The organism is Haladaptatus sp. DYF46 (genome assembly GCF_021083305.1).
GTDB lineage: Archaea > Halobacteriota > Halobacteria > Halobacteriales > Haladaptataceae > Haladaptatus.
This window is the reverse complement of the sequence record NZ_JAJFAY010000001.1, coordinates 1,780,355-1,796,545: the sequence shown is the minus strand read 5'-3', so window position 1 is coordinate 1,796,545 and position 16,191 is coordinate 1,780,355. Positions and strand designations below refer to the sequence as shown.

The following is a 16,191-nucleotide window of genomic DNA, read 5'->3' as shown; positions in this document are numbered from 1 at the left end:
TCACTCCACCGGGACGTTGTCGAGGGCGTTTTGAACCATCTTGCGCCCCTCTTCGCCGCCCATGACGCCGGAGCTACCTCGGATGCGGTGGGCGAGGACGACTTCCGCTTCGGCCTTCACGTCGTCCGGGATCACGTACTCGCGGCCGTTGAGGACGGCCCGCGCCTGCGCCGCGCGGAGGAGCGAAATCGACCCGCGCGGACTCACGCCGAGTTGACTGCGGTCTCGGGTGTAGTTGGCGAGTCGGGTGACGTACTCCCGAACAGGTTCTCGTACCGTTACCTTCGTGATGGTCGCCCGCGCCCGCCGGATGTCGCTCGCGCTCGCGATCGGGTCGAGTCGGCGAATCGGATGTTCGCCGACGACGCGCCGGAGGACTTCGGATTCGTCCTTCGGGTTCGGATAGCCGAGCGAGAGTTTCTTCATGAACCGGTCGATTTCGGCGACCGGCAGTTCGTAGGTTCGGTCCTGTTCGATGGCGTTCTGCGTGGCGATGACGGTGAAGGGATTGGGGACGTCGTGGGTTTTCCCGTCTATCGTCACCTGCTCTTCCTCCATCGCTTCGAGGAGGGCGGACTGCGTTTTCGGCGGCGCGCGGTTGATCTCGTCCGCGAGAACGACGTTTCCGAATATCGGTCCGGGTTGGAAATCGAACTCGTTCGTCTTCTGGTTGTAAATGTTGACGCCGGTCACGTCGGACGGGAGGAGGTCGGGTGTGAACTGCACGCGCTTGAACGAACAGTCGATGGAGCGCGCCAACGACCGCGCGAGCATCGTCTTTCCGACGCCGGGAACGTCTTCGAGAAGGAGATGGCCGCGCGCGAGAATCGTCGTCAAAATGTGTTCCGCGACGTCGTGCTGACCGACGATAACGTGTTCGATGTTGTCGATGATGCGTCCTGTCAAATCCGCCGCGTCCTCGACCGAAAGTGGGTCCGCAAATTCGTCTGTGGGTCGCTCTACAGGGGTCGGCTCGGGGTCTTTGTTAGCTTCCTTCATGCTATGAATGCGCTATTGAGTCGAAACGGGTCCTGATGGGCAGTGAAAACGCTGCTCCTGCGTCTTCCTCGTTACACGTACTATGGGGGCGTGCCTTTGTAACTTTTGTCGCTATTCGAAGAGGTGTTCCAGTTACCGTTGAATACTTTGTGGATTGGTCTTTCAACCGAAACGACAAATAGGGCAGGGTACTCCGTCCAACATGATTTCGGGAGAACAATCCAGAACGAAAGGACAAGTCGGTTATCCAACCACGCAGTGTCCCGCTATTTCCGTGTCGCACTCGCCGACCGCAAACAGCCGACCGGCGTTCGAGTTGACGAAGACGAGTTCGTCCGCGACCGCCGGGGAACTCCGAGAATATCCGTTCCGTCCCAGCCCGAACTGTCCCCGCTTTTCGCCCGTCTTCGTGTTCAGAACGAACGTTCGACCGTACATCGTTTTCCGCTGCTCGTAGCCGTTCACGTAGACCGAATCTCCGGCGACGACGGGTGTCGTTCTGAGGTCGATTCGTCGTTTTTCCGACCCGCCGAACGTCCACTCGCGCTCACCGGTTTCGACGCGACGAGCCACGAGGTTGAACTCCCCGATGTGATACACCAGTCCGTCGGCCACCGCGAAACCGGAATCCGCCCACCGCGGGCCGATTCGTTTGCGCCACAGTTCGGTGCCGTTCGTCGGGTCGAACGCGCCCAGATAATCGCGGTCACTGCGTCCGTCGTTGAGGCCGGAAAACAGCCGTCCGTCGGCGATGGTCGGGGTTCCGTTCACGGGAATCCGTCGCCGCCATAGCTCTTCCCCAGTTCGCATGTCCAACGCCACGAGCCACCCGTTCGGATACCAGAACGGCACGTACACCACGCCATCGGCGGCCGACAGTTGCCACATCCCGTCGAGTTCGGGGAACTCGGTCCGCCAGCGTTCGCTCCCGTCGTTCGGGTCGATTCCGTACACGGTCTCGACTTCCCCTCGCTCGTCGGACGACGTACTGTAGGTCCCCGCGATGACTACGTCGTCCGTCACGACGGGCGACACCACGTCCGGCGTCTGTTGTGACTCGTAGAGGTTGTCGAACGTCCACCGGACGGTTCCGTCCGTCCCCACCGCCTTCAGTCCCGGTTTCGTCTGCACGTAAACCGTATCGCTGTCGAGAACGAGGGAGTCCGAGGCGTAGAAGTAGTAAAATTCGTCCGACCGAAACAGTTCGGTCTTCCAGCGCGATTCGCCGCTCCCCGCGTCGAACGCTTCGAGCCACGCGCCGCCCGCATCCGATTCGTTCGTCGTGCTTTCGCGGGAATAGACGGTGTAGACCCGCCCGTTTCCGACGACCGGTGAGGCCTGCAACGCGCCTCCCCTCGGCCGGTCACGGTGCCAAACTTCGTACAGCGAATTCGCGGGACCCTCGATATTCGAACGGCCGGTATGTGCGTTGTCGATGGCACTGCGAGGCCACGTCCCGGTCGTCGCGGGCGGGTCGAACGTCACGCACCCTGACAGCGCGGCGAGGGTGGTCCCGGCGGCGGCGAGAAACGAGCGTCGGTCGGAGGGCATCGTCGAATCGCTCTCGACCGTACGGAATAAGTCTTCTCGAACCGCGCCACCTCACTCGTGGACCTCACCACTCCTTGCAGTCCGCACAGACCATTCCGTCCTCGTCGCGCCAGCGTTTCTCGACCGTGGACTCACAGCGCGCACACGCCGCCCCGCTCGGCGTCCAATCGTACGTCGCTCTGGCGGGTTCGACTTCGGTTTCCCCCGCCGATTCGTCGACTTCGGGAACCTCCGCCGACTCCTCCCGTTCACTCGGTTCTCCCGCTTCTTCCGTTTCATCCGACTCGCCCGTCTTCCCGGGGAAATCCGAGAGCGACCTGTCCTCTGACACGTCTCCGCCTACGAAGCGCCCGGTCGTAAGCGTGACGGAGCATCCAAGTACCCCCGGTACGGAGTATCGGCCATGGCAGGACTCCTCTCCAACTTCACCGAAATGGCTCGGCTGTTCACCGACGTGGCGACGGCGACGGCGAACCCCATCCCGGCATTAATGTTGCTCTTCGGGGCCGTCTTCGTCGGCTTCTCCGTGCTGTTTTTCGCCTACTTGACGGTCGGCGGACTGGGTTCCGCGCTCATCTCCGACGTGCCCGGTCGAACGCCGCCGCAATAAGACTGATCGCCTTCTCTCGGTCCGGACCGAGCGGCGATCCGGCGACGAAACTGTCGGCGTAGTCGAGGACGGCGGCGATTCGGTCGGCCACCGTCTCCGGCGTCCCGGCGATGCAGAAGGCGTCTATCATCGCGGGCGTCACCGCCTCGAACGCCGCGGCGAACTCGCCGGATTCGATGTTCCCGCCGATTTCTTCCGCCAATTCGTGGTCGATTCCGTGTCTGTCGAGCACCGGCTCCGCCGTCCCGCCCACGACGAACGCCACCGGCGGACGGGCGGCCTCGCGTGCTTCATCCTCGTCTTCGGCCACGCTCACGCAGGCGTAGGCGGCGAAATCGAACTCGCCCCGCTCGTCCGGGCGCTCGGCCAACCCCTCCTCGATTCGGTCGCTCGCCCAGTCGAAATCGCGCGGATGTGAGGCGTTGACCAGCGCACCGTCCGCGTGTTTCGCGCTCATTCGGAGCATGTGCGGACCCTGTGCGCCGACGTACACCGGAATCTCCCCGACGTCGTAGTTCAGCCCCGCGTCCCGCGCGGTGAAGGTCCCCTCGTGGGTGACGCGCTCGCCCGCCCAGAGCCGCTGTGAAACCTTCATCGTCTCCAGCACGCGCCGGAGCGGTCTGTCGCGGTCGATGCCGAGGTTTCGGAGCGTCGAGCGGTCGCCCGCACCGACCCCCAGCACCGCGCGTCCGTCGCTCGCCTCGTCGAGCGTCGCGACCCGCGAGGCGAGCGTCACCGGATGGCTCTCGTAGGGGTTGACGACGCCCGGTCCGAGGCGGATGTCCTCCGTCGCGTCGGCGACCCGCGAGAGGACGGTGAACGGGTCGCGGTTGTTGTAGTGGCTGCTGGCGAACAGCGTGTCGAAGCCCTCCTCTTCGGCCCGCTCGCCGAGCGTGACGAGGTCGGAAACCGGTTCTTCGGGCATGAGCTCAATCCCGCGCAAACTCCCACCCCCGGAGCGCCTGCCGGACGAAGTCGCCGTCGACCGACCGGAACAGGTTGTCGCTCCCTTCGTGGTTGCCGAACTCCCAGTCGCGGACGACGACGACCGGCAGACCGTCGGCACCCTCGCCGCTCACGAGGTTCGCCGCCGAGGCGAGTTCGTCCACGACGGATTCGACCGTCACTTCGAGTTCGTGGCCGTCCCTGTCGCGTTCGCCCCGCCAGTCTCTGCTCGCGGGCAGTCCGTCCCACCCGATGGCGACGCCGCGTTGCCCGTGGCGGAACGGCCTACCGCAGGTGTCGGTGACGACCACGGGCACGTCGATGGAGAGTCCCGACCGAATCCGTGCGGCGCTCTCCCCCGGTCGTTTCGGGAGCAAGAGGAGGTCCGCATCCCCCGTGTTCGACCGGTCGATGCCCGCGTTGACGCTGATGTGACCGAACCGCGTCGCGGTCAACAGGAATGGCGCTTCCGTGATCAGTTCCGTACTCTCTTCGAGGACGGCCTGTGCGAACCGCGGATCCTTCTCCTCGCCCGAAATCTCCGAGAGACGGCCCGCGATCTCCTCCGCTCGCGGGCTCGCCGGGAAGTCATCGAGCGTTGCGGTCCGCCCCTCGGCTTTCGAGACGATGGTACTCGCGACCAGCAGCACGTCGCCGGGTTCGAGGTCCACCCGCTCCTCGACGAGGGTAGCGATGTCGTCGCCGGGTTCGACCTCGGGAATCCCGGATACCGCGAAGACGTTCATGGTTGGCCGTTGGTGCGCGCCGATAAAAACCCGACCGGAAGGTGCAAAACGGGTCAGCTTTCGTGTCGCTGAACGTCGATCTCGCCGTCCTCGACGGTAACGACGAACATCGTCGCCGTCTCCGCCGGGGCCGCTCCCGTGGCGCTCCCCGGATTCAACAGTCGGACGCCGTCGACGGTTTCGTCCATCGGTTCGTGCGTGTGTCCCGCGACGCCGACGACGGACCCATCGGTCGGACCTTTCGTCGTGGCTCCGTCCGCTTCCACCGTCTCCCGAACGATGCGTGCGACACGCTCCCCGTATCCCCGTTTCGATCCCGTCCCGTGCGTTACGACGAACGTGACGCCGCCGAGTTCGAGGGTCGCCACCTCGGGCAGCCGAAGCGACGACGGATCCGCGTTCCCGCTGACGGCGGTGTAGTTTCCGTCGGTCAGTTCGTGGACCGACGCCAGCGCGTCCGCCGAATCGAAATCGCCCGCGTGGACGGTGTGGTCCGCCCGCATGACTCGGGTACGGACCCAGTCGGGGATTCGATTCGTGCGTGACGGGATGTGCGTGTCGCTGATGACGGCGACCCGGATCATGGTCGTGATTTCATCGTCCGGGTAGAAAAACGTTTGAGGGGTCGTCGCAACGTTTTAGTCCCCGCTTCTGGACTCCATAGGTATGGTCGGTCGTTCGTCCCGACGCGACTTTCTCCGCGCTACCGGTCTCGGCCTGTCCATCGTCGGCAGTGGCTGTACCGACCTTCAGGCGCAGTCCCCCAAGCAACAGCCACGCTGGTCGGTCGAGTTCGACGGAACCCCGACGCGGGCCACGACGCTCACCGAAGACGGTCTCGTCGTCGCGACGACGCTCACGGCCGACAGCGAACTCGGCCACCTTCGGTTCTCGGGTGCGTACGACCAACTCGTCGAACTGCCACGAATCACGACGCCTCCGGTGGTCTCCGACCGCGGTGCTCTCGTCGAGTCCGAGGGTATCATCCGTACCGTTCCGCTCGACGGCGAGGCTATGAGCCGGGTTCGGACCGGCTACTTGACGTTCGGTCGCTATCCGCCCGTCATCTCCGATTCCACGGTGTACGGAATCGCCTACAGCGACGAGTACGGGAAGTTCGTCGTCTTCGCCCTCGACGTGACCGCCGGGCGAATCCGGTGGCTTCGCCCGTTCGGGACCCTTCGGGCGTCCGTCGCCACCGACGGCGAACGCGTCTTCGCGGCCTCCCCGTCCGGCGTCGTCCGGGCCTACTCGGCCGAAGACGGGGCGACGCTCTGGCGATGCGGCGTCGGGAACGGCGCACGGTTGGCATACGCGGACGACGTCCTCGCCGTCGCCACGAGTAATGGAGTGGTCGCACTCGACGCGGACGACGGCGCGGAGCGGTGGCGAACGGAGAGCGATTGGATAGCGTCCGTGGACGCCGTCCCCGAAATCACCGACTCGACCGTTTACAGCGTGATATCGCTCTACTCGAACTATCATCGAAGCGTGCTGGAAACGGAGACGTACCTCATCGCGTACCGTCTTGACTCCGGTGCGGAGCGGTGGCGAACGCGCGTCAATTACGGGACCCCGATGACCGTGACGGCGGATTGCGTCGCCGTCGAGACGATGGAGGAGGTGGAGACGGACCGCGGCGACCGCGAGTTCCGAAACTATCTCACCGTGTTCGCTCCCGGCGGCCGACGACTGGTGAAGTACGACCTGCCCGAACGTGCGACCATGCGCCCCGTCGTCCGCGACGGCGCGGTTATCGCCGGCTTCGGGAAGACCATCGCTTCCTACGACCGCTGAGTCGTCGGGCCACTCTTTCCCATTTCATCCGAGACTTCAACTGTCGCTCTCCCGTCCATCCTCGTATGAACGAAACCCACGTCGTCACCTGCTTTCTGCGCGACCGCGGGGAGGTGTTGCTCCTCCGCCGAAGCGAGGAGGTCGGATCGTACTCCGGCAAGTGGGGCGGCGTCGCCGGACACGCCGAAGGCGACCCCGACGTGCTCGCACGCGAGGAAATAGAGGAAGAGACCGGACTGCTCTCCGCCTGCACGTTCGTCCGCTCCGGCGACCCGTTCGAGGTGGACGACGACTCGCTCGACAAGCGTTGGGTCGTCCACCCGTATCTCTTCGACTGTTCGAGTCGAGACGCGACCGTAGATTGGGAGACGACCGAGACGGCGTGGGTCCCGCCGACCGAACTCCTTCGCCGCGAGACGGTACCGGACCTGTGGACCTCCTACGACCGCGTCACGCCGACTGTCCAGTCCGTCGCCGAGGACGCCGACCACGGGTCCGCGTACATCTCGGTCCGGGCGCTCGAAGTCCTCCGCGACCGGGCCGGACTGTGCGCGGTTCGCGGCGGCGACTGGGACGAACTGACCGGACTCGCGGCGAATCTCCTCGACGCCCGGCCGAGCATGGCCGCGCTGGCGAACCGCGTGCACCGCATCATGTCCGATGCGACCGACGACGACCGAACCCCCGCGGCGGTCGAACGTGCCGCAATCGACGGCATCGAACGCGCCTCCCGCGTGGACGAAGAGGCGACGAGCAACGCCCGCGAGGAAATCGCCGACGAAGCCGTCCTCACGCTTTCCTGCTCCGGGACGGTGCTGGACGCGCTTCGCGCCGCCGACCGCGCGTTCGTCGCCGAATCCCGTCCCGCCCGCGAAGGCGTCGGCGTCGCGGAGTCGCTGGCCGAGGAAACTGACGTGACGCTCCACACCGACGCCGCGATAGCGCACGTGTTGGCGACGGAGGACGTGGACCGCCTCGTCGTCGGAGCCGATTCCGTCCTCCCGAACGGCGACGTGGTGAACAAGACCGGAACTCGGGGAGCGGCGATGGCAGCGAGGAACGAGGACGTTCCGGTGTCCGTCGTCACCGCGACGGACAAGGTTCGAACCGGGAACGACCCCGTGCTGGAAGAAGGGGACTCGGACGCGGTGTACGACGGCGACGCGAACCTGTCGGTCCTGAATCCGACGTTCGACGTGACGCCCGCGAAGTTCGTCTCCGGCTACGTCACCGAACGCGGCGTTTTGGAGCGGGCAGATATCGGCGCGGTAGCCGACGAACTGCGGGAATTAGCCGAATGGGACGACTGACCGAACGCGCAAGAGTCAAACCACTCTGGTGGCTACTCCCGCTCGGGCGGCGGTGACGAAAGTTACCCCCTCCGAGCCCCTTGTGACGAGGATTTCTCCCGAGCCGCCCCTTCGATACGTTCCGAGAGCCATCTCTCCCGGTTACACGCTTTCCAGAACGGCGACGGCTATCACGCCAGCGGTGAGCGTGGTCCGCGGAATCGCTCCGGGACGCTCGATGTGCACGTCGTAGACGGTTCGTGGCGAGAGGCGTCCCGAAGCCGTCCCGATGTGTTCGCCGTTCGGTGCCGTGACGCTGAACGTGCGCGGGAACGGAGAGAACACGTCCACGACGGTGTTCAGCGCGCCGGAGATGCTCCGGCGGGAGGACAACTCGGCGATGCGTTCCCCGTCCGGTCGGTCGATGGTCCAGTGGTGGCGACGAAAGTCCAACTCCTGTGAGAGGACGAGTTTCGTCTCGTCGGTCCCCGCTTCCACGAGCGCGTACTCCCCGGCGATGTCGAAAGTCTGGCCCGAATTGACGCGAAAGGCGAGGTTTTCGTCCGCATCCCGAAACGGGAAGGTGGCCCGGCCTTCCGACACCTTGCGTTCGGTCGTGAGCAGCGTTTTTCCGTCCGTATCCGTGACCCGGAACTCCTCGCGGAGGAGGTGTTTCCTGACCGTACACTCCGTCTCCCCGAACGACCACCCGCCGATGTCGCCGCGTCCCGTCATTGTGCCCGCTTTCCCGCCGAACCGACAGTAAACTACCGATGCCGCGTGGAGCAATCAACGCCGCCTTCCCCCTTCCGAAGATTCATTCCGAAGCCGCGGATATCCCTCTCCATGCAGATTTCACACCTCGGAATCCACGAGTCGGTCGGTGCCATCTTCCCGGCGGAGCAACTGCGAGAGGAACTCTCCGCGCTCGATCCGACGGTCGTCGTCGTGGCGGACGGGGACGACGCGCTCGCGGACTGCGACGCGCTCGTCACGTTCGCCCACCGGGATGCCTTCCTCGACACCGATCTCGAATGGGTGCACTCGATTCAGGCGGGCTACGACCGCTTCCCGCTCGACGAGTTCGGGGACGCGGGAATCGTCCTGACGAACAGCACGGGGATTCACGGCACGAGCGTCGGCGAGACGGTGTTGGGAACGATGCTCGAAATCGCCCGCCGCCTCCACGGATTCTCCCGTCAGCAGGTCGCTCACGAGTGGAATCGCCCCGACTGGGACGAACCGTTCACGCTCCAGCACGAGCCGATTTGCGTGGTCGGTCTCGGTACCCTCGGGCAGGGAATCGCAAAGCGCGCCGACGCCATCGGCATGCACGTCACGGGCGTCCGCCGCTCCGCCGAATCGGTCCCGCACGTTCGGACGGTGTACGCGAACGACGACCTCCACGAGGCCGTCTCGGGCGCCCGGTTCGTCGCGCTGGCGACGCCGCTCACGGCGGAGACGGAAGGACTGATGGGGAAAGCGGAGTTCGACGCCATGCGCAACGACGCCTACTTCATCAACGTGAGTCGCGGCGACTGTGCCGACCAAGACGCCTTGGTCGCGGCGGTGCGGGACGGCGAAATAGCGGGTGCCGCCCTCGACGTGTTCGAGGAGGAACCGCTCCCCGAGGACTCCCCGCTGTGGGACATGGACGACGTCATCGTCACGCCCCACGCCGCCGCCGCGGAGGTCGATTACTACCGACACATCGCGGAACTCGTCCGGGAGAACACACAGCACATCGACGCCGACGAGGAACTCACCAACCGAGTCGTGTAGCCGCTCGTCTCCGGTTCCGAGTTTCCGGTGATTTCGTCGATGGTGCCCACGTTTACCGAACTTCGTCCGAACGTACTGTGGATTCTGCGGATATCGCCCCCGTTCTTTGACAGTTGGTAACATCTAACGTCGTCGGTGAAGTAGGACAACTAGCGCCCGCTGCGATGGTGATTCGGACGCGAGCGGCGTCCGCATGGGCGCGACAGGAGGAGGGGCACAATGGCAACGACAGCCAAAGACGCTGACGAAACGAGCATCGAGCGATTTCGGGAGGGCCTTCGAGGAACGTTGGTTCGGCCGGACGACCCGGAGTTCGACGACGCGCGCACGATTTACAACGCGATGATAGACAAACGTCCCGGACTCATCGTCCGGTGTGCCAACGTCGGGGACGTCATCGCGGCCGTGAACTTCGCCCGCGAGAACGATTTCGACGTCGCCGTACGAAGCGGGGGCCACAGCGGTCCCGGTCTGGGGTTGGTGGACGACGGACTGGTCATCGATCTGTCGGGCATGACGGGCATCCGCGTGGACCCGGACGCGAAGACCGTGCGAGTCGAACCGGGGTGCACCTGGGGTGACGTGGATTCCGCGACCCACGCGTTCGGCCTCGCGACCGTGAGCGGGGTCATCTCGACGACCGGCGTCGGCGGCCTCACGCTCGGCGGCGGGCACGGCTATCTGACCCGGAAGTACGGGCTGACGATCGACAACCTACTGAGCGCGGACGTCGTGCTCGCCGACGGGCGCTTCGTTCGCGCGAGCGAAGACGAGAACGAGGACCTGTTCTGGGCGCTTCGGGGCGGCGGCGGCAACTTCGGTGTCGTCGTCTCGTTCGAGTACGAGTTGCACCCGGTCGAGACGGTGATTGCGGGGCCGCTGTTCTGGCCGATATCGGAACTCGAAACGACGATGCGCTGGTATCGCGAGTGGCTTCCGCAGGCTCCGGAGGACGTGTACGCGTTCTACTTGGTCGCCGAGGTGCCGGGTGAACCATTCCCGGAAGAACTCCACGGAGAGAACGTGTGCGGACTGATGTGGTGCAGTCTGGGGTCGGAATCCGACACCGACGCGGCGCTCCAGTCGGCCCGCGACGTCGCCGAACCGTTGTTCGAACACGTCGGGTCGATGCCCTATCCGGCGATTCAAGGTATGTTCGACGACCTCTACCCGCCGGGCGACCAGTGGTACTGGAAGGGCGATTACGTGCGCGAGTTGACCGACGACGCCATCGCCGTCCACGAACGGTTCGCGGAGGTGCCGACCCCGAAGTCGACGATGCACCTCTATCCCATCGACGGGGCGGTCCACGACGTCGCACCGGACGAGACCGCGTGGAACGTTCGTGACGCGAACTGGTCGATGGTCATCGTGGGCGTCGACGGCGACCCGGAAAACGACGAGAAGATCATCAAATGGGCGCGCGACTACTGGGACGCGCTCCACCCGCACACGGTCGGTGGCTCGTATATCAACTTCATGATGGAGGAAGGGGACGATCGGATACGGGCCAGTTACGGCGACAACTACGAGCGGTTGCGTGCGGTCAAGGCGGAGTACGACCCCGACAACGTCTTCCACGTGAACCAGAACATCGAACCGGCGAACTGAAAGTCGGGGGGACCCCGGTTTCTTCTCGTTACTTTGCTACTCCGACCCGACGAATCGCATTGCACCCTCGGCGACGATTCGTGCCGTCTCGACCACCTCGTCGGTGTAGACGAACTCGCCCGCGCCGTGGATGTTTTCGCCGTCCGGGCCGACGATGACCGTCGGAAGGTCCGCGCGGTCGCCGAGGTAGTTGAAGTCGCCGACGCTGGCGAAGTAGCCGAACGCCGGTTCGACGCCCGAGACGGACTCCGTCGCACCGACGAGCGACGTTACGAGGTCGTGGTCGTTCGGCGTGACGTAGGGGCCGTATTTGATGCCGGGGTCCGGCGACTCGCGGAACCCGATTTCCACGTCGCTTTCGATGTCGAGGGCCGCAATCGCGTCCTCGGCCTGTTCGCGTACTTTCTCCTCCGTTTCGCCGATGACGACGTGACGGTCCACCATGAGGTGGGCGCGTTCGGGAACCGAGAGCGTCTGGCTGCCGCCCTCCAGCAGGAGGGGACAGACCGACCCGTCGCCGAGTTTCGGGTGACTTCCGACGTCGAGGTTCGAGAGCGCGTCGGCCACTTTTCCGGCATCGACGACGGCGTTGATTCCCTTGTGCGGTTGGGACCCGTGGGCCGCGTGGCCCTTGACTTCGATGTCGTAGAGGAACCGCCCGCGAGCGCCGAGGAGGAGCGCGGGATTCTCGATATCCTCTTCCTGTGCGAGAATCGGCCCCGGTTCGGTCACGACGGCGGCGTCGTAGTCGTCGGTGTAGCCGTCGCGGATGAGGCGGTCGGTGCCGAGTCCGTACGGCCCTTCCTCGTCCACCACGGCGGAGAGGACGACGTCGCCCGCGAGTTCACCCTCCATCTCCGCCAGCGCTTCGAAGGCGACCATGACCGCGGCGAGGCCGCCCTTCATGTCACAGGCCCCCTGTCCGTACAGTTTGCCGTCCTCGATTCGTCCCGAGCAGGGGTCCTCCTCCCAGTCTTCGACCAACAGCACGGTGTCCATGTGCGCGTTGAGTAGGAGCGTGGGCGCGTCCGGGTCGTTTCCTTCCAGACGAGCGAGGACGTTGTCGCCCTCGTACTCCGTGATGGTCGGTTCGCTCACGTGGTGGTACTCGGGGTCGAGGCCGCGCGAATCCAGCCAATCGTACACGAACTCGCTCAGTTCGTGTTCCTCGAAGTACGGCGAGGGAATTCGTACCATCTCTTGGAGCAGGTCGATGGTCTCGTCCGGGTCGATTCGCGCGAGTTCCGCGGGTTCAGTCATCCGAGGTCACATCCCCGATGGTCGGGTCGTGTTCCTCGCTCGACACGCCCGGAAGCGTGTCGAGAATCGCGCCGACGTCGGTGCCGCGCCGGTTGCCGAGTCGCCAGTAGACCGCGAAGATGCCGAGGCCGACGACCATCCACGGGAGGTAGATGCGGAGCGTCGGCGCGGCCTCGAACGCGGTCCAGTACGCACTGGCGAGCGGGATGTTCCCGGCGAACGGCGACCCGAAGAAGTCCGCGAACGCACCCGGCAATCCGCCGAAGTTTGCGGCTTTCGTCAACAGTCCGACCGCGCCGAGTGCCGCCACGACGCCCGTGATGGGGGTGAGCCATCCGTAGTCGAAGCCCGCCTGTTCCACGAGGTCCGGACGCGATGCCCGGACGTACAGCAGGGTCAGCGACACGGTGGCGTACGCGATGAGGTAGCTGAACGTGGCGATGACGATGGCCTCGTCGAGGCCGTCGCTCCAGAAGGTCAGCGCGGCGGCGACGAGGTACAGCGTCAACAGGGAGTAGTGCGGCGTGCCGAACCGCCCGCTCACCGAGGAGAACTGCTTCGGGAACACCTCGTCCCACGACCACGAGTACGGCATCTTGATGCCCGCCGCCATCACGGCGTGGACGCTGGAGGCGGTGGCGAGCAGGCCGCCGAAGGCGACGACGGCGATGGCGCTCCCGCCGAGGAACGACTCCGCCGCCGTCGCCAGCGGTCGCTCGGAGTTCGCCAGCACGGTGTAGTCGCCGACGACGCCGTAGATGACGGCGGCCGTCCAGACGTACAGGACGACGAGGAGGAGCGTCCCGCCGACCATCGCCAGCGGGAGGTTCTTGGACGGATTTTTGACTTCCGCGCCCATCTGCCCCGCGACGGCGATGCCGATGTAGGCGTAGAACAGCGGGACGGCGGCCCCGATGAACCCGTCCATTCCACCGGTGAAGAACGGCTGGTAGTTCGCGGAGTTGACGTGGAACGACCCCGGAATGACGAGGACGAGGATGGCGAGCATCAGCACCGCCATGATGGCGTTCTGCGAGAGGCTGTACTCCTTCGTCCCGACGAGGTTGACGAGGAAGAGGACGGTGAGGAGCGCAAAGCCAGCGATTTTCGGGTCGATGCCGGGGTAGAACACTTGGAGATAGCTGCCGAAACCGAGCGCGAGCACGGCGTCGGCGGCCATGTACCCCAACCACTTCGACCACGTGACGATGAAGCCCGGAAGCCGACTGTCGAACGTCCGCGATATGTAGGCGTACGACCCGGCGGCGGCGGGGAAGATGGTCGCCATCCAACTGTAGTTCACCGCGATGGCCATCGCCAGCAGTCCGGAGAGGACTACCACGAGGATAACACTCGGTCCGGTCGTGGAACTCGCCGTGCCGAGCGTGACGAACAACCCGGCACCGAGCGTCCCCGCGACGACGGTGCTCATCGCCCCGAACAGCCCCATGTCCCGTGAAAGGCTATTGCTGTCTTTGCCGTGTGATGATGACATATGATGACATACCCCTATGTTCCCGCTTAGTCCCCGTCCCTAGCATGTGCGGTGTGACGACTGGGAAATGGGCGAGACTACGGGTTTTCAAGCGAAAATGGTAGAATTGACGTATTTACGATATTCCCTGTTGCTAGGGAACACGAAGCCCTCGTTCGCTTCGCTCACTCGCCCTTCATCCGCCAAGGACAGCCACGTCCTCCCCAACCGATTCTTTCGCCCGGAAGAGACAGGCTCTTCCGGGTTCTCGTCCGCTCCCTTCGGTCGCTCCTGAGAACTTCGCTCAGTCATCCCTCGCGCGATAGCCACGCAGGTTCGCGGCCGATGGCTGGCCGCGAACCTGCTGGCGCACGCGCCACGGCGGTTGGTCAGTAGCGCTCATCCCGGTTTTCCGACTGGCGCGCGCTGACAGACCGACGCGGCCAACCATCGGCCGCGTCGGTCCGGTGAAGTCGTGCGAGGGATGACTGAGGGAGTGAAACGACTGAAGGAATCGGTTGGGGAGGGTGTGGCTGTTGCGGTGCGGTTGCTGTACGCGGGCGGGATTGAAAGGGGCCGTCCGCTCGCGTTCATCGTGGTCGGCTGTGCGGGCCAGTATCCGCGTGAGCGGTGTGGGGAGCGCGGATATCCCGCACACCGGTCGCGAGCGGGCGGGGGCTTTCAGGGTCTGATTCTCGGCAACTGCAACCATAGAACAACCAACTGCAACTCGTAGCGAGCGTGGCGGGGGCTTTCGAGGGCTGCTTCCCAGCAACTGAAATCACGGCGAACGCATGCTCACGATGACAACAGTACCGGGCCACGAAATGAGAAGAGTACAGTAGAGAAAGATCAACTAGCGGATTCCGTCGTTACTGACCCGTAGAGACGATTTCGACGACGGAACGGTGGTCCAACTCCGAACTCGAACCGATTTGGCGTTTGCTCCGGCAGTCGATACCGTGGAGGAAGCCGTCGCCGATATCGCTGTGCAGGTGGTACGCGAAGTCCTCGGCCGTTGAACCGCCGGGGAGGAGGAAGCAGTCGCGGAAGACGCCCTTCTTGCTGGCGCTGCCGTTGGCCGACCCGGGGAAGACGGCGATGAGGTCGAGTTCGTCGAACAGCGCGGCTTCGAGGGCGCGCTGGACGCCCGTCCCGTCGAATTCGGTGGTGAACTCCCGAATCTGGGCGAGGCCCTCTTCCTGTTCCTCGCTCACGTCGCCCGTGATTTCGAAGTCCGAATCGCCCGCGTCGTAGTCGATGACGCCCTGTTCGTCGGCGTTCTTGAGCGCCTTCTCGGCGTGGGCGCTGGCGGGGATGATCGTCAGGTGTTCGTACTCGGGGTCAGAAGTTATCTCCTCGTAGTTCGCCTGCGCCGCGGGGGTGTCCATCTTGTTCGCCGCGATGACCATGGGTTTGGTGCGCTTGCGAATTTCGCAGGCGAGCGCCTCGCGGTCCTCCCCCTCCCACGTCTCGGGGTCGAGGTCCAGACCGAGCGAGAGGATGACCTGCTTTATCTCGTCCTTGTTCGTCTTGAACGCCGACATCTGCTCGGCGAGGTCCACCTCGATTTGTTTCTCCTCACCGGCGTAGCCAGAGCGGAAGCGCTCGATGCCTTTCTCCAGGATTTCGAGGTACCACATGTCGAGTTCGTTTTCGAGGAAGTCGATGTCGTCGCGCGGGTCGTGGCCCTCGGTCTGTTCGCCCTCGATGTCGGTCATCCCGGAGAAGTCCACGACGTGAACCAGCACGTCGGCCTCGTTGAGGTCCGTGAGGAACTGGTTGCCGAGGCCCTTGCCTTCGTGTGCGCCGGGAATGAGTCCGGCCACGTCCACGAGTTTTGTCGGGACGTAGCGCGTTCCCTCCTCGCAAAATCCGACGCTGGGCGTGCAGGATTCGTCGAACTCGGGTGCCGCACAGTCCACGCGGGCGTAGGCCTCGCCGATGGACGGGTCGATAGTGGTGAAGGGGTAGGCACCCTCCGGCACGTCGTTCATCGTCGCGGCGTTGAAGAAGGTCGATTTCCCCACGGAGGGTTTCCCGACTAGGCCGATTTTGTAACTCATTAGGCCGGATTGGGGGAGTCGAGGCTAAAGGAGTTTTCAAACGTTGACACGACTGTCGAAT

At 64.6% G+C, this 16,191-nt stretch carries 16 protein-coding genes; 5 read left to right on the top strand and 11 right to left on the bottom strand.

Annotated features, from left to right (window positions below; genetic code table 11):
• The 3 genes from LJF34_RS09870 to LJF34_RS09860 form a co-directional block, all read right to left on the bottom strand.
• Positions 1-999 (bottom strand): MoxR family ATPase, encoded by a 999-nt coding sequence (locus LJF34_RS09870; RefSeq protein WP_231184798.1) that lies wholly within the window; start codon positions 997-999, stop codon positions 1-3.
• Between the two features lie 243 nt (positions 1,000-1,242).
• Positions 1,243-2,550 carry a PQQ-binding-like beta-propeller repeat protein gene (locus LJF34_RS09865; protein WP_231184797.1) on the bottom strand — a complete coding sequence of 436 codons (1,308 nt, stop codon included), beginning with the start codon at positions 2,548-2,550 and terminating at the stop codon, positions 1,243-1,245.
• Between the two features lie 64 nt (positions 2,551-2,614).
• Positions 2,615-2,881 carry a hypothetical protein gene (locus LJF34_RS09860; RefSeq protein WP_231184796.1) on the bottom strand — a complete coding sequence of 89 codons (267 nt, stop codon included), beginning with the start codon at positions 2,879-2,881 and terminating at the stop codon, positions 2,615-2,617.
• A 72-nt stretch (positions 2,882-2,953) separates the two neighbouring features.
• Here LJF34_RS09860 and LJF34_RS09855 point away from each other — a divergent pair, with 72 nt between their 5' ends.
• Positions 2,954-3,160, top strand: coding sequence for a hypothetical protein (locus LJF34_RS09855; RefSeq protein ID WP_231184795.1), 207 nt, complete (start codon positions 2,954-2,956; stop codon positions 3,158-3,160).
• Here the strand turns inward: LJF34_RS09855 and LJF34_RS09850 are convergent.
• Genes LJF34_RS09850 through LJF34_RS09840 form a run of 3 tightly spaced genes read right to left on the bottom strand, consistent with a single transcriptional unit; the run spans position 3,123 to position 5,435 of the window.
• Positions 3,123-4,103 (bottom strand): 5,10-methylenetetrahydromethanopterin reductase, encoded by a 981-nt coding sequence (locus LJF34_RS09850; protein WP_231184794.1) that lies wholly within the window; start codon positions 4,101-4,103, stop codon positions 3,123-3,125. The two genes, LJF34_RS09855 and LJF34_RS09850, sit on opposite strands and share 38 nt — an antisense overlap.
• A complete protein-coding gene (locus tag LJF34_RS09845) occupies positions 4,090-4,851 on the bottom strand; it encodes a coenzyme F420-0:L-glutamate ligase (protein WP_231184793.1) in 762 nt (253 codons plus the stop codon). Before LJF34_RS09845 ends, LJF34_RS09850 begins: the two co-directional genes overlap by 14 nt.
• Before the next feature lie 53 nt (positions 4,852-4,904).
• Complete coding sequence (locus LJF34_RS09840; RefSeq protein WP_231184792.1) at positions 4,905-5,435, bottom strand: metallophosphoesterase family protein; 531 nt, start codon at positions 5,433-5,435, stop codon at positions 4,905-4,907.
• 82 nt (positions 5,436-5,517) lie between these two features.
• Here LJF34_RS09840 and LJF34_RS09835 point away from each other — a divergent pair, with 82 nt between their 5' ends.
• Both LJF34_RS09835 and LJF34_RS09830 read left to right on the top strand, forming a co-directional pair.
• Positions 5,518-6,648 carry a PQQ-binding-like beta-propeller repeat protein gene (locus LJF34_RS09835; protein WP_231184791.1) on the top strand — a complete coding sequence of 377 codons (1,131 nt, stop codon included), beginning with the start codon at positions 5,518-5,520 and terminating at the stop codon, positions 6,646-6,648.
• Between the two features lie 65 nt (positions 6,649-6,713).
• The gene (locus LJF34_RS09830; RefSeq protein ID WP_231184790.1) at positions 6,714-7,958 is read left to right on the top strand and encodes an NUDIX domain-containing protein; all 1,245 of its coding nucleotides are present in this window, start codon (positions 6,714-6,716) and stop codon (positions 7,956-7,958) included.
• Between the two features lie 141 nt (positions 7,959-8,099).
• On the opposite strand, the gene LJF34_RS09825 is transcribed toward LJF34_RS09830, so the two are convergent.
• Complete coding sequence (locus tag LJF34_RS09825) at positions 8,100-8,672, bottom strand: hypothetical protein (protein ID WP_231184789.1); 573 nt, start codon at positions 8,670-8,672, stop codon at positions 8,100-8,102.
• A gap of 111 nt (positions 8,673-8,783) precedes the next feature.
• Here LJF34_RS09825 and ddh point away from each other — a divergent pair, with 111 nt between their 5' ends.
• A complete protein-coding gene (gene ddh, locus LJF34_RS09820; RefSeq protein WP_231184788.1) occupies positions 8,784-9,719 on the top strand; it encodes a D-2-hydroxyacid dehydrogenase in 936 nt (311 codons plus the stop codon).
• A 219-nt stretch (positions 9,720-9,938) separates the two neighbouring features.
• Positions 9,939-11,330, top strand: coding sequence for an FAD-binding oxidoreductase (locus LJF34_RS09815; protein ID WP_231184787.1), 1,392 nt, complete (start codon positions 9,939-9,941; stop codon positions 11,328-11,330).
• Positions 11,331-11,366: 36 nt separating this feature from the next.
• On the opposite strand, the gene LJF34_RS09810 is transcribed toward LJF34_RS09815, so the two are convergent.
• From LJF34_RS09810 to LJF34_RS09795, 4 genes are all read right to left on the bottom strand, one after another.
• Positions 11,367-12,590, bottom strand: a complete 1,224-nt coding sequence (locus tag LJF34_RS09810; RefSeq protein WP_231184786.1) for a M20/M25/M40 family metallo-hydrolase — start codon at positions 12,588-12,590, stop codon at positions 11,367-11,369.
• Positions 12,583-14,085 (bottom strand): APC family permease, encoded by a 1,503-nt coding sequence (locus tag LJF34_RS09805; protein ID WP_231184785.1) that lies wholly within the window; start codon positions 14,083-14,085, stop codon positions 12,583-12,585. The genes LJF34_RS09810 and LJF34_RS09805 overlap by 8 nt, the downstream gene beginning before the upstream one ends.
• A 283-nt stretch (positions 14,086-14,368) precedes the next feature.
• Complete coding sequence (locus LJF34_RS09800) at positions 14,369-14,776, bottom strand: hypothetical protein (protein WP_231184784.1); 408 nt, start codon at positions 14,774-14,776, stop codon at positions 14,369-14,371.
• Between the two features lie 160 nt (positions 14,777-14,936).
• On the bottom strand, positions 14,937-16,130 hold the full coding sequence (locus tag LJF34_RS09795; RefSeq protein WP_231184783.1) for a redox-regulated ATPase YchF: 1,194 nt from the start codon (positions 16,128-16,130) through the stop codon (positions 14,937-14,939).
• Positions 16,131-16,191: the final 61 nt, after the last annotated feature.

Excerpts from the sequence above, each read along its gene's own strand:
- LJF34_RS09810 (WP_231184786.1), bottom strand. The coding sequence starts at position 12,590 with ATGACTGAACCCGCGGAACTCGCGCGAATCGACCCGGACGAGACCATC.
- LJF34_RS09835 (WP_231184791.1), top strand. The coding sequence starts at position 5,518 with ATGGTCGGTCGTTCGTCCCGACGCGACTTTCTCCGCGCTACCGGTCTC.
- LJF34_RS09830 (WP_231184790.1), top strand. The coding sequence starts at position 6,714 with ATGAACGAAACCCACGTCGTCACCTGCTTTCTGCGCGACCGCGGGGAG.
- LJF34_RS09795 (WP_231184783.1), bottom strand. The coding sequence starts at position 16,130 with ATGAGTTACAAAATCGGCCTAGTCGGGAAACCCTCCGTGGGGAAATCG.
- LJF34_RS09845 (WP_231184793.1), bottom strand. The coding sequence starts at position 4,851 with ATGAACGTCTTCGCGGTATCCGGGATTCCCGAGGTCGAACCCGGCGAC.
- LJF34_RS09825 (WP_231184789.1), bottom strand. The coding sequence starts at position 8,672 with ATGACGGGACGCGGCGACATCGGCGGGTGGTCGTTCGGGGAGACGGAG.
- LJF34_RS09840 (WP_231184792.1), bottom strand. The coding sequence starts at position 5,435 with ATGATCCGGGTCGCCGTCATCAGCGACACGCACATCCCGTCACGCACG.
- LJF34_RS09815 (WP_231184787.1), top strand. The coding sequence starts at position 9,939 with ATGGCAACGACAGCCAAAGACGCTGACGAAACGAGCATCGAGCGATTT.
- ddh (WP_231184788.1), top strand. The coding sequence starts at position 8,784 with ATGCAGATTTCACACCTCGGAATCCACGAGTCGGTCGGTGCCATCTTC.
- LJF34_RS09870 (WP_231184798.1), bottom strand. The coding sequence starts at position 999 with ATGAAGGAAGCTAACAAAGACCCCGAGCCGACCCCTGTAGAGCGACCC.
- LJF34_RS09805 (WP_231184785.1), bottom strand. The coding sequence starts at position 14,085 with ATGTCATCATCACACGGCAAAGACAGCAATAGCCTTTCACGGGACATG.
- LJF34_RS09865 (WP_231184797.1), bottom strand. The coding sequence starts at position 2,550 with ATGCCCTCCGACCGACGCTCGTTTCTCGCCGCCGCCGGGACCACCCTC.
- LJF34_RS09800 (WP_231184784.1), bottom strand. The coding sequence starts at position 14,776 with ATGGTTGCAGTTGCCGAGAATCAGACCCTGAAAGCCCCCGCCCGCTCG.
- LJF34_RS09855 (WP_231184795.1), top strand. The coding sequence starts at position 2,954 with ATGGCAGGACTCCTCTCCAACTTCACCGAAATGGCTCGGCTGTTCACC.